General features: G+C 43.9%; 11 protein-coding genes. 8 read left to right on the forward strand and 3 right to left on the reverse strand.

The genetic code is table 11. The features are described 5' to 3' along the window. Positions 1–2: 2 nt before the first annotated feature. Genes FQV28_RS00325 through FQV28_RS00335 form a run of 3 tightly spaced genes read right to left on the reverse strand, consistent with a single transcriptional unit; the run spans position 3 to position 3,979 of the window. Positions 3–2,633 carry a YfhO family protein gene (locus FQV28_RS00325; RefSeq protein WP_146493604.1) on the reverse strand — a complete coding sequence of 877 codons (2,631 nt, stop codon included), beginning with the start codon at positions 2,631–2,633 and terminating at the stop codon, positions 3–5. 19 nt (positions 2,634–2,652) lie between these two features. After that, complete coding sequence (locus FQV28_RS00330; RefSeq protein WP_146493605.1) at positions 2,653–3,048, reverse strand: GtrA family protein; 396 nt, start codon at positions 3,046–3,048, stop codon at positions 2,653–2,655. Further along, positions 3,038–3,979, reverse strand: coding sequence for a glycosyltransferase family 2 protein (locus FQV28_RS00335; RefSeq protein ID WP_146493606.1), 942 nt, complete (start codon positions 3,977–3,979; stop codon positions 3,038–3,040). Before FQV28_RS00335 ends, FQV28_RS00330 begins: the two co-directional genes overlap by 11 nt. Positions 3,980–4,307: 328 nt before the next feature. On the opposite strand from FQV28_RS00335, the gene FQV28_RS00340 reads away from it, so the two are divergent. The 8 genes from FQV28_RS00340 (at position 4,308) to FQV28_RS00375 (ending at position 12,825) form a co-directional block, all read left to right on the forward strand. Next, a complete protein-coding gene (locus FQV28_RS00340) occupies positions 4,308–4,922 on the forward strand; it encodes a TerD family protein (protein WP_146493607.1) in 615 nt (204 codons plus the stop codon). Positions 4,923–4,936: 14 nt separating this feature from the next. Then, positions 4,937–5,515, forward strand: a complete 579-nt coding sequence (locus FQV28_RS00345; RefSeq protein ID WP_146493608.1) for a TerD family protein — start codon at positions 4,937–4,939, stop codon at positions 5,513–5,515. 106 nt (positions 5,516–5,621) lie between these two features. Then, a complete protein-coding gene (locus FQV28_RS00350) occupies positions 5,622–6,770 on the forward strand; it encodes an HpcH/HpaI aldolase/citrate lyase family protein (protein ID WP_146493609.1) in 1,149 nt (382 codons plus the stop codon). Then, positions 6,700–8,052, forward strand: a complete 1,353-nt coding sequence (locus FQV28_RS00355) for a phosphoribosyltransferase family protein (RefSeq protein ID WP_146493610.1) — start codon at positions 6,700–6,702, stop codon at positions 8,050–8,052. Before FQV28_RS00350 ends, FQV28_RS00355 begins: the two co-directional genes overlap by 71 nt. A 17-nt stretch (positions 8,053–8,069) precedes the next feature. Beyond that, complete coding sequence (locus FQV28_RS00360) at positions 8,070–9,179, forward strand: cysteine protease StiP family protein (RefSeq protein WP_146493611.1); 1,110 nt, start codon at positions 8,070–8,072, stop codon at positions 9,177–9,179. Beyond that, a complete protein-coding gene (locus tag FQV28_RS00365; protein ID WP_146493612.1) occupies positions 9,176–9,991 on the forward strand; it encodes an HAD family hydrolase in 816 nt (271 codons plus the stop codon). The genes FQV28_RS00360 and FQV28_RS00365 overlap by 4 nt, the downstream gene beginning before the upstream one ends. A gap of 16 nt (positions 9,992–10,007) precedes the next feature. Then, on the forward strand, positions 10,008–11,621 hold the full coding sequence (locus tag FQV28_RS00370; RefSeq protein WP_146493613.1) for a YceG family protein: 1,614 nt from the start codon (positions 10,008–10,010) through the stop codon (positions 11,619–11,621). 121 nt (positions 11,622–11,742) lie between these two features. Continuing rightward, positions 11,743–12,825 carry a toxic anion resistance protein gene (locus FQV28_RS00375; protein ID WP_146493614.1) on the forward strand — a complete coding sequence of 361 codons (1,083 nt, stop codon included), beginning with the start codon at positions 11,743–11,745 and terminating at the stop codon, positions 12,823–12,825. Positions 12,826–12,970 lie beyond the last annotated feature (145 nt).

Below are 12,970 nucleotides of genomic sequence, written 5' to 3' on the forward strand. Positions count from 1 at the left end.
CCTTATCGTTCGGTTTTCTTGGTTCGGCGCTTTTTGAAGAAGACAAACCAGATTCCGATAAGGACGGAGAAGATGCTGACAATGAGCGCCGGCAAGAAGAACGGCGGCCGATAAGTCAGCAATACTGTGTTTTTGCCGGCTTCAAGCGGAACTGCGATAAATGCATAGTTCGCTTTTAATGCTTCTGTTTTCTGTTCATTTACGGAAGCGCTCCAACCTCTTTCATATGGGATGTTGACTGTTAAGTAAGTATCGTCTTCCTTGTTATCATAATCCACTGTTACTTTATTGCCGTCAATATCCACATCGGTTAAACCGGTGTATTGCCCCTTCTGAGATTTCAGCACATCATAAGGTTCTGTGAAGATCTTAATTTCCGTTAGCTCGTAAGTTCCTTTAGGCATACGGATCTGGACGCGTTCAGCAGCCGGTACCCGTACCGTGATATCATCCACATACGTTTTATAGACAGATTGATTTGATTTTCTTGAAGTCAAGTAGTCATTTACAGCTAAATTAAAGCCTTCGTTAGGCGCTCGGTTCTCCAAATGGAAAGAAACATAGAAATCCCCTTCTGCTGCAGGGGAGTCGGGGATCAAGTCGATTCCACCGATTTTTTCTTCTATTTCCAAGACGCCATTTTGATAAGTCGAGCCGGCATTTTCGACTGTGAATTCTGTTGCTTGTTCTTCAATATCCGGCAGCTGCTCTGTGTTTTCTGCATCATCTAACACAACGCCTTCTAGCATGGCATGTTCCCGCGCTAATGGATGGACTTTTTCCAACTGCCTTTCTTGGTAAACGGTGGAAGTCGAACGGGCAAATGGCAAGAGATAATCGTTTTCATAAACAATAAAGTTTTCCGACTCTAATATTTCTGTGAATCCGAATGGCACATTATCCATACCTTCCGCATTTGGCAAGACATCAGCCGTCGGCGCGTCTTTAGGGGCAATGACGTATTTGCCTTGCAGCAGGCTAAAGAGATTGGCACGGTTGCCGAGTGTAGCATAGCGGCTTACGCTTTCTCGAGCCATATCAATTTCCAAGTCGTATAAATAAAAGAACAACAGATTTTTGTTCAATATACTCGAATAAGCGCTGAGCCCTCTAAAATTCTGGACAAGGGGTGTATTATTGCGTACACCTTCCATCCAGTCGATCCGGTAAGTGATTCCTGCGTCCCGCTGCTCAATTTTTTTCAGCAATCCACGAATTTCAGGATCGTCGTATTCCGGCCCTGTTATCAGCTCTTCGTTCACTTTGGAAAGTTCCCCAGCACCGATAAGTTTTTCCGACTGGTAAATATTAGCTGAAACAACCATCCAAACAAATAAATAACCAATTAATGCCAGTTTGAAGGCGGATTTCTTGAATTTTATAAAAAGAAACATAAAAAGCAAAGTAATCGGCAAGCTGATTGCCATAAAAAACGTATATTGCCTGTTAAAATCAAATTTTTCATCAGCGAGAGCCCAGGCTAAATAAGCAAGGACAGTAAAAAATGCAGCAATAGCAAATCGGCGAAGAGTAAATTTCTGGAAGTTTGCAAGTCCGACAGCGACGGCCCCGCCGATCATCAACGATAAGAAGTATTCCCAACGATGTTGCGGTGCCGATAGGCCGTTGAAAAGGCTTCCCGCCATTGGACTGTGATGAAGAGCAATAGCTATCAATCCCAATACCGCGAATAAACGAAAGAGTTTATTGCGGTACAGGAATGTAGAAAATAACAGCAAAACGAAAATCGCCGGCAATACCACATACCGGCTGGTATATAAAAGGTTTTCCGGAGTCTCAAACCAGGCAATGTCTTGTGAGAATGAGGGACGGTGATTGTTTAAGTAGGCATATACTGAAGGTATGAACGCAACAGCGCTGATGCCAAACCCGAAGATTCCGGCAAGAAGAAACAGTTCGATCGCTTTCTTTTTCTCCGTTTCTTGAGGGGACAATGGAATGAACAGCCGGACAAGAATGTATATGCCAACCAGCAAGAAATTGATATAGGAAAAATAAAAATTATTGATAAGAGAAATTGCCACAGCAAACAAAAACCAGCCGGGCTTTGCTTCCCTGAATATCTTTTCAACGCCGAGGATGAGCAGCGGCAGCCAAAGAAAAGCATCCGCAAAAAATTCCCAGTAAGCCGTATGGCGGAAAAACATGCCCGATACGCCGTAAAAAGCAGCGCCGATGAATGCGTAACGGCGGGCAATATCCATGTACATAAAAACACGGGCAGTGATATACAACACAAAACTTAAACGGATGATGCTTATAAAGACGGCTGCGTTCGCCCAGAAAAGAACATCTGGCGTACCGGTCAGGCCGGCTTTTTCTAATAGAAAGACAAATGCGGTTGTCAGCCAGAAGACCGTAGATGTGGAAAAATAATATGACAAACCGCTATAGATTCCTGCACCTAAACCAAAAGAATACGAATAGAAAAAGTCTCCATTCGTGTATTGTTCATATAATAAATGTTTAAATGGCGTCATCTGGGCAAGCCCATCATTGATGCCGATCATGAAATGGTTTTGTGTCCACTGATAAAGAAACACTGCATGGCTTAAAATCGCCAATGCGAAACAGCAGATAAAAAGTAAAAGATTCGGGTAGTTCTTTTGCATGGATTCACCATCTTTTTGCTTAATTTGGCCGAGCTGTGCCTTTTAAGATTTTGCTGGAAACGATAAAGGTGATTGGCACAGTAAATAGGACCGCCGCAAAAGGCGCAATGTTGCTATTAAGGTGCAAGAATTCCACAAAGATGAAAATCAAAATCGTGGATACCGACATATTGACGACCTGAGTCAGCGGGAAGTACAAATATTTTTTTAACGTTGGTTTTATTCTATACGTAACATAACAATTCAAGAAAAAGGAAACGTTCAAACTAATGACAAAACCAACAAGATGCGACCACATATAAGGGAGGGAAAATATATTATGCAGCACGAGGTAAATCGAATAGTAAGTAAGTGTATTGATGACACCGACAACAACAAAGCGGGTGAATTCAGTGTTCAGCCGTTTAACGTTCATCGTACTCATCCACATTGCTGATATCCACTAAATAGCTTGGGCGCCGTTTTGTTTCGTTGTAAATGCGTCCAATATATTCCCCAATGACGCCGAGACTGATCAATTGAATGCCCCCTAAAACAAGGATAGCGGTGATGGTGGTAAAGTATCCAGGTGCACCGATGCCTTCTTTCATAATTTGATAAAACGTCACACCGATATAAAGGAGTGACAAAAACAGGACGAGAAAGCCTGTATAAAAACAAATTCGCAGCGGTTTTGTGTTGAATGAAATGATGCCATCGATTCCATAATTAATGAGGCCGCCGAATGACCACTTGGACTCTTGGCCGTCCGCCCTCAGAACATTTTCATAGGAGATGATTTTTTTGCTCAAGCCGATCCAGGAATACAATCCCTTAGAGAAGCGATTGGTTTCACTGAGCGCCAAAAGTGAATTGATCGCTTTTCTGCTCAGTAACCGGAAGTCGCCTTCGCCGTCTACGAAATCTACATCCGTGATTGCATTGATCACCCGATAGTAAAGTGAAGAGAAGAGGCTTCGGAATTTTGAATCACCGGTTCTTGAACGTTTAGCTACGACTTGGTGAAAGCCTTCTTCAAATCCTTGGACTAATTCACCAATCAGATGGGGCGGATGCTGCAGGTCACTATCCATTAAGATAGCTGCATCTCCTTTGCAACGCTTTAGCCCAGCAAGCATGGCTGCCTCTTTTCCAAAGTTCCGTGTCAATGAAATATATTTTACACAATCGTGCGCTTCTGAAAGCGCCAGGATTTCCTGAAGTGTTCCGTCGCGGCTGCCATCATTGATGAATAGTATCTCGTAGCGGTATGGAAGCGGCTCGAGTTCTTGTGCCAGCTTAATATACATGGAAGAAATGTTTTCTTCTTCGTTATAAGCTGGAACAACAATGGAAATCAACTTCATTTGTAATTCCCCTTTCACAACTTATCTAAAGCTTTGCTCTGCCATTTCCTCGGCCTGTTTCTTTTGACAGGCAAAGGAGAGCATGCAGTTTCTTTCTATACTAAAGTGAAACTTCTTTCTGTCTAGATACGTATAGTATACATAAGCTGATTTCAGTTAGCATCTTTCTGAAAATTCGGCTTGAAATCGCATGAGCTGGCCGGAAAATGCTTACTCTATGTAAACCGCAGGTAAAGCACTTTTCGCGGAGCCCCTTTATAATTGAATTTTTCCGGTTTTGCCCATACTATTAGAAGTATATACATATTGATGAATGGGAGTGTTAAGAATGGCTATAAATCTTGTAAAAGGTCAGAAGATTGATTTAACAAAAGGACGTTCATCTCTTTCAAGCATCATGGTTGGCTTAGGCTGGGATCCGGTTGCCGCTAAAAAAAGCGGTGGCTTTTTGAGTGGCTTGCTTGGGGGCGGGGGAGGCGGTGCGGACGTCGACTGTGACGCTTCTGTCATCATGCTGGATGCAAACGGCAAACTAAACAGCAAGGAAAACTTGATTTACTTCGGCAACAAAAAGAGTAAGGATGGCAGCGTTGTCCACTCCGGCGATAACTTGACTGGCGCAGGAGAAGGCGATGACGAAACCATTCAAATCGATTTGAAACGGATTTCTCCGTCAATTCATCGTTTAGTGTTTGTCGTTAACATCTACAATGCCAAGCAAAAGAAACAGGATTTCGGCATGATTCAAAATGCTTTTATCCGTTTGGTGGACAATCAGTCAAAAGAAGAATTGGTGCATTACAACTTGACTGACAACTATTCAGGGAAAATGTCGCTTCTTCTTGGTGAAATTTACCGCCAAGGAAGCGAATGGAAATTCTCAGCAGTCGGTGAAGGTACTATTGATCCGGATATCGGTTCAATTGCAAACAAATACGCATAAGGAGTGAAGGAAGAATGGCAATCAATTTATCTAAAGGGCAAAAAGTGGACTTAACAAAATCAAATCCTGGTTTATCCAAGGTGATCGTAGGTCTAGGTTGGGATACCAATAAATATGATGGCGGCCAAGATTTCGATTTGGATTCTTCTATCTTTTTATTAGGCGCGAATGGCAAATGCACTTCTGAAAAAGATTTCATCTTCTACAACAACACGATTGGTGCAGAGGGTGCAGTGGAACATACGGGTGACAACAAAACAGGAGAAGGCGAAGGAGACGATGAGCAAGTAAATGTAAATCTATCGTCTATCCCGTCTTCGATTGAACGCGTAACTTTCGCAATCACGATTCATGATGCAGAAGCACGCGGCCAGAACTTTGGCCAAGTAAGCAATTCTTACGTACGGATTGTCAACGGCGATTCAAACGAAGAGTTGATCCGCTACGATTTGGGAGAAGATTTCTCGATCGAAACAGCAATTGTGGTAGGCGAATTATACCGCCACAACAACGAATGGAAATTTAATGCTATCGGCAGCGGCTACCAAGGCGGGCTTGGATCTCTTGTTCGGGACTTTGGATTAGACAGCTAATTCGCGACTAAAAAAGCAAGGGGCTAGCCTCCTTGCTTTTTTCTCCATTTATATTGTTAAATTGGAGCAAACGGCAAATACTTGGCGTGCAGGTTGGGGGAAGAAAATGAGACATTTTAACATGTTAACCGATTACGATTTAAAAACATTTTTCAAGTATTCTCCGGTGGAATTTTCCCGCGATTCCGAGCGGGAAACCTTAGGGCTTGCTCTTGGAGCGGCACTTTACACACCGGGTTCCCGGCCTGATTTTGCCGCTAAAATCCTGGCAGGAGAGTACACGGAAGGTGCATTTGCGGGACTCGCCACCTTGATTGTTTGTCTGGAAGATGCGGTAGCCGATAGTGAATTGCCCTGGGCCGAAAAAAACGTTGCTGCACAGTTGAAAAAAATAAAAAAAGTTGATTTTTATCAGAAAAACAACGATCTTGCTTTGTTTCTGCGTATTCGAAATGCTGAACAACTTGATCGATTGATCCATATTGCAGGATCGGCACTAGGCGTATTGACCGGAATCGTTTTTCCGAAATGCCTTCCTGGAAACCTTGTGGAATTTTTCCCGGCACTTGATCGCGCCAGTGAAGCGGCAGGACGCACCTTGTATGCATTGCCGATTTTGGAAACGAAAGAGATCCTTTACTCCGAAACACGGGAGCAGACATTAAATGATATTTATGATATTTTGCGTTCGGAAATTAATCGGGTATTAACCGTACGTGTCGGCGCTACTGATTTTTCCAGTCTCTATGGCTTGCGGCGGCCGGTTGATCGCACCATATACGAAGTGCATGTCATCCGGGATTGCTTGATCTCTATACTCAATCGCTTTAACAGAGCCGATGATGGATTTGTCGTATCTGGTCCAGTATACGAGTATTTTTCATCGGCAAATGGCGGATGGATGTCATCAAAGCCAGAGAAGGTTTTGTGGGAAGAGGTCCAAATGGATGTATTGAATGGTTTTATAGGAAAAACGTGTATCCATCCATCCCAAATTTCCATTGTTAACGCAGGGCATATTGTATCTCAAGAAAACTACGAAGATGCCTTGTTGATTCTGTCAGAGAGCCAAAAGAGAAATGGCGTTTTGCAAAGCCCAAAACGAAACAAGATGAATGAAGTAAAACCACATTTGAGCTGGGCAAAAAGAATTGCAGCTCAAGCGGAAGTCTATGGGGTGCTAAATGAAAACTACCAACCGATCGATGTGCTCAACCATATACGAGCCAACCGATTTTCAAACCAATTATTATAAATTATGGGATGAATTGGAGTTAGCTGTTACAATCCACCGAACGTATGAAGGATTGTCCTCTAATTCCCTTTTCTCCATGGCTTTACGGGTCAATAAAAAAAGGCAGTTTCTTTTCGTCAGCCCTTTGCTTGCCAAACACTTAGCGGTACACCCAGCTCTTGCGCTGGGAACCGGAACCTTGCTCGCTTCTTTGCTGATGGAAGATGCAGGCTTGCCTGCCAATCCTCACACACAAGAAATCGTACGTATGATTGAAACCGGCGCTCCGGATCAGAAAATGATTGAAAAGGCGCTCGATTACAGATCCATATTGCCTGAAAGGACTGTGTTCATTGGAATGGCGGAAACGGCAACCGGGCTTGGCCATGCCGTTTTCCATCATTTTGATGAAGCTGTGTACCTGCATACTACGCGGGAAGAAATAACCGGGCTCACGCCTTCCTTCGTATTTGAAGAAGAACATTCGCATGCGACTTCTCATAAAGTCTATGCAGCTGAAGGTGTGCTTGAGGCTGCAGAAGCAATTGTTCTCATTGACGATGAGATTTCAACAGGCAACACACTGTTGAATTTGGTCAGTGCATTAGACGAACAATTTCCGGGTAAAACTTATAAATCATTGTCAATCCTGGACTGGAGAAACGAAAATCAGCAACTAAAATTATCGGAGATGGCCGAAGAGCGAAATATCCGGCTTGATGTGTTGTCTCTCATGTCAGGCGAGTTTAGCTTGATTCACGGTTCTTCGCCTGATGAGCTGGAACTTGCTCCTTTGGCTGGCACTGGTTCAATCGCGCCGGTTCAACTAGAAGAACCTGGTGTTTTGAGGCATCACTCTGAAACCGGCCAGCGATATGTGCCGTTTACTGGCAGATTTGGATTGACAAGTGCGGAGCATCAGAATATTGGTGATTGGGCAAAAAAAGCGGTGTCTTCGCTTCGGACAGAAGATACAGGCAAGCGCCCGCTAGTTATCGGAGTCGGCGAAAATATGTACTTGCCCTTGCGTTTCGCCCTTGCCTTAAGCGGAGATCCTCTTGTTCAGACAACCACGCGAAGCCCGATTTTTGCATCCAATACAGATGGTTATCCGATAAAAGAAAAAGTGAAATTTAAGCTGCCGGATGCCAATGGCATTGATCAATTTCTTTATAATTTAAATGGGTTGGATATTGATAAAATTTATTTGATTTCGGAGTCGGTTGTTATTCCTGCTCTTTGGCAGCCGTTGCTTGCCTATTTAAAGGAAAAAGCGCCGGTTGAATGGGTTTCACTGGCATAAGCAGAAGGAGAGAGCTAATGATTGCAACGGGATTAGTGAAATCGAGCTACTCAGAAGAGGATATTACTTTTCTATTGAAAGATCTAACGGAATCTTTTACCGAAAGTACACTTGAAGAACGGGAAAAAGCGGTGCAAACCGGAGCACATTATGCAGAGAGGCTTCCGGTGGAATATCGTCCTTCCGAAGAATACACAAGACTGTACAAAGAATCAGTGGAAAAAACAAAAGAACAATGGAGTTATTTTATCGGTCTTTTAGCAACACGCATCCGCTTGAATGCGAAAAGTGACGATGTTGTACTGGTTTCTCTTGCACGTGCCGGAAGCCCGGTCGGCATTTTAATCCGTCGTTTTGCGAAGCAAAAAATGGGGCTGGAATGGCCGCATTACAGCGTATCGATTCTGCGTGGAAAAGGCATAGATGAAAATGCGCTGCGGGCAATCCGCAAATGGCATCCGAATAGCCGGATTCAGTTTGTAGATGGCTGGACCGGCAAAGGTGCTATCCAAACTGAATTGACAAAGTCGGTTTATTCTCTGAATGAAAAAGAGGGATTGGAGCTGCACGACGATATGGCAGTTTTAGCCGATCCTGGCGCCTGTTCAACGCTGTTTGGGACAAGAGAGGATTTGTTGATTCCGAGCGCTTGTTTGAATGCTACGGTATCGGGTTTGGTCAGCCGGACCATTTTAAACGAACAGTTTATCGGAAAAGGTGATTTTCATGGCGCCAAGTTTTATGGAGAGCTGAAAGAAGAAGATGTATCAAATGATTTCATAGATCAAATTTCGGCTTGTTTTAGCAAAACGGCAGAAGCGGCAGAAAAAGAGGCTTATAGTACGCCTGTTACCGCTGAGCGCACGTGGCAAGGCAAAATGGAAGTAGAAGAAATAGGAGAAAAGATGTATAATGGGACTAATTACCAGCTAATCAAACCTGGGGTCGGCGAGACCACGCGCGTTTTGCTTCGGCGAGATCCATGGAAGATTTTTGTAAGAAGTTTGGAGCATCCAAGCGTCCAGCATCTTTTGGTATTGGCCCAAGAAAAACAAACACCCGTTGAAGTAGTACCGGATTTGTTTTATCGGGCTATCGGCCTGATAAGGTCGGGTCCTGAAATATGAAGATATTATTTGCAAGCGATTTGGATGGGACGTTAATTTATTCAAGAAATTCAATGGGCGTCAATGTGGCAGAAGAAGAATTGGTTGAAGTCGAGAAGATAAATGGCAAGCCTTACTCCTTCATGACCCAAACGAGCCATCAGGCTTTGTTGAATATTGGTTCTTCAGCCTTCTTTCTGCCGGTTACTACCCGGACTCAAGCTCAATATGAGCGGGTTACGGGCATTTTTGATGGTGCTGCATCTCCACAATATGCGGTCATTTCAAATGGAGCGGTCATTTTGGAGAATGGAAAACCGGTAAAAGAATGGTCAGAGGAAATCCGGCAGCAATGCATCAGCAAAAAAACAGTGGTGGAAACGCTGCTTCCATTGATAAAACGTTATTTTTCCGAAGAATGGGTATTGAATATTAAGCAGGCAGACGACTGGTTTGTCTATTTGATCATAGACCGGGCAGGTTTCCCGGATGATAAGCTAGCATCGTATGTTCAGGTATTCCGCAAAATTGGCTGGTCTATGTCGCTTCAGGGAAGAAAACTGTATTTCATGCCAGAAAGCATCACCAAAGCAGGAGCAATGGAGTGGGTCAAAGCGCGTTTATCCGCCGAGTATGTGGTTGCGGCAGGAGATTCGCTGCTGGATTTGAATCTGCTGGAAAGCGCGGATAAAGGTTTTCTGGCTGTACACGGTGAAGCTTTCCGGAACAATGCGGCGATTTCTTCGCATATCCAAATTACAGAACAGAGCGGCATAAAAGCAGGGGAAGAAATTTTGGCGCATGTAGCAAACATAGCGCAGCAGCAAGGGTAAGCAAGGAGGAATTCCCATGGTTCAATTGCATCCGGTTCGCGTCAGAACGTGGGATCCGGAAAATATTGGGAAATGGCTCAATCAGCCGATTATAAATCATCCCGAGACGAAAATAGAAGAAGAAACAATCACTTATCCGCAATTGCTTGGCCAATTTGTCGGTATGCCGCTTGATGCAGATGACTATTTCGCATCGATCCATGAATTGCTTGAAGAATCGGAAGGCCGGTTGATCCGGCTTTCCGACAAGCTAAACAAGCAAATTACAGCTGAGCGGCTAAGGGCTTTGCAGGATCTGTTTGAGATGAACAATAAGGAACGCGGCTTGTCGCCGAACCGGATTGTTGCCTTTCTAGATGGCAAGGGTTTGCTGCCGCGACTGCAAGATACGGGGGTGAACCGGAGGCTTCGATTAACGCTGATCGATATATTGAAAGCGTTTAAAGAACAATCTGCCGGCAGCACCACGCATTCTTCTTTCCGTCGTATTGTCACCGATCTTGTGAAATGGACATTTAATCATATCGAACCCGAACTTGAAAAACTGACGCTGGAAAAAGGGCTGCCTGGCTTTTTATGGTATGGCAGTGTGACCGAAAGCCAAAAATGGTTTTTGAAGTTTTCAAGCATGTTCGGCTTTCATATTATTATTTTCGACCCGACAGGTGAACGATGGTTCGACAAGACGATGGATCTTCCTGAACCTTTAACCTATAGTTTCCAGGTGAATGCCGAGTCCGTTTTGCCTTTTCCGGAAGAAAAGCCGCAGCGTGTTGGAACAGTCGCTTACCGGGCCACTCAAGAAGTGGACCGGCTTTTGCATCATGATGATTCAGGGCTCTATAAACCTTTTCAATTCAAATCTTATTTAACCCGCTCAATTCGGCTAAAGACAACGCTTGATGAAGCTTTTATGCTGGCAAAAGAAAGGGCAATGGTTCGCCCTTCTTTTGCGGTGGAGAACGGCAGTGTAGTGATTCCTGTGGTCTTTGCCAAAGTCATGGGCATTGAAAAAGACCGGAAGCGCTTCTGGGATAATATTCATAACCTGACAGAACGTGAAGATACCAAACTGGTCCGCAGTTTCCCTTTTATTGAGGAACGGAAAGGGAACCAGCAATTTCATTACCGGGCGGCGCTTGGGAAAGACGGAAGGCTTGATCCGGAAAAGATGAAAACAGCCCATTGGTGGAAGTACAGCAAATTGCCGAATGGTCTGCAGACCGCTATTGGCGAAGCCATTGCCCGGCATGTGGAAAAACCGCTGCTGCTTACGCAACAAGGCGAATCATTCGAAGAATTGCAGCTTTACGCTTTTTCGCAATCGATGTCGCTTCCGGATTCCGTCGTGCAACTTATTCAGCTGTTTGATTATCCTCAATTTGTGCCGACCGTGCTTTTCTATAACGAAGAAAAAGACGGAGAATTAAGCCGGGCAGATGCTAACGCGATTGCTTTGATCCATACGTTCGGCTTGGATGTCATTGTCATCAATCCGCAAGGACATCAAGATATTGAACGTTGGATTGACCCGGAAGCTATTGATACCCACTGGCTGGATGAAAGAAGCTTCAACGAACCCTTCCGTGAACCTTCAGTAGTCAAAAAGCTGTTCAGAAAATGGCTTTGAAAATTATCCTTGAATAATATAAAAAGCGAAGCAGTAGGGCTTCCTAGGGCAAGCGAAGCGGTTTGACAAACTTGCAAAAAGAAATTTCACTAAGGAAAGAACATACTAAGGGGGCGTAACGATGAATACTTTGCCAAAAGGGATGGAACAGCAGGAACTGGTTATGAAAGAAGATAATGAACTGTTAACAAAACTCAAGCAAGATCCGGAAGTGCTTAAACTTGCCGCCAGCATTGACATCAAAAATCAAGTGGAGTTGCTGGAATTCGGCCGTGAACCGGCAAATGAAATTTCGGCATTTACAGGTAAAGTATTAAATTCGGTTCAAGCGAACAGCATGGAAGAGTCCAGCCAACTGTTGAACCAGCTCGGGAAAATCATGGACAAGTTTGACAGCAAAGACTTTGTTGAAAAGAAAGGCTTGATCAATAAAGTCTTTAATAGAGGCAATAAAATCATTGAGAAGCTATTCAACAAATACCAGACCATGGGTTCGGAAATCGATAAAGTTTATGTCGAGATTACAAAATACGAGTCTGAAATGAAAAAATCGACGACTACACTGGAAGAATTGTATGACCAAAACTTCCGCTATTTCATGGAACTGGAAAAATATATCGCAGCTGGTGATGTGAGAATCCAGGAATTGAAAGCGGAAGAGCCAGTAATGCGTTTGAAAGCGGAAACCGGCGACCAGATGGCAATGATGCAATTGACATCGCTGCAAAATGCGATTGAACTTCTGGAACAACGTGTTTATGACTTGGAAATGGCAAAACAAGTGTCATACCAAGCAGCGCCACAAATCCGGATGCTGCAGCGCGGCAATACAAAACTGATCGGGAAAATCAATTCCGCTTTCGTGACGACGATTCCAATTTTTAAAACGGGGCTGATCAACGCTATTGCAGCGAAACGCCAGAATTTGGTTGCCCAATCCATGAACGAATTGGACCGCCGCACGAACGAAATGCTGATTAAAAATGCCAATGATATTTCTCGCCAAAGTGTGGACATTGCGCGAATGTCTGGCCAGCCGAGCATAAAAATCGAAACGATTGAACAAACCTGGGAAACCATCATGCAGGGCATGAACGACACGCGCGAAATTGAGCAGGAAAACCGCAGAATGCGCGAAGAAGGGCGTATCCGTATCGAAGAACTGCAAAAACGTTATGAAGAAACGCAACGAAAAGCTCAATAGCTCTTAACAGGAAAACCGTCCATGATTTAGTGGACGGTTTTTATTTATATGCAGGCGGAGAAAATGATTATGGAGTAATGGATAATGGCTAAAGCATAGAAAAAAATATGAAAAAATTTTAGCCGCATTCCTGCTAGATTGTAAT

This window comes from Planomicrobium sp. CPCC 101079 (assembly GCF_007859275.1).
In the GTDB taxonomy this organism is placed as follows: domain Bacteria; phylum Bacillota; class Bacilli; order Bacillales_A; family Planococcaceae; genus Planococcus.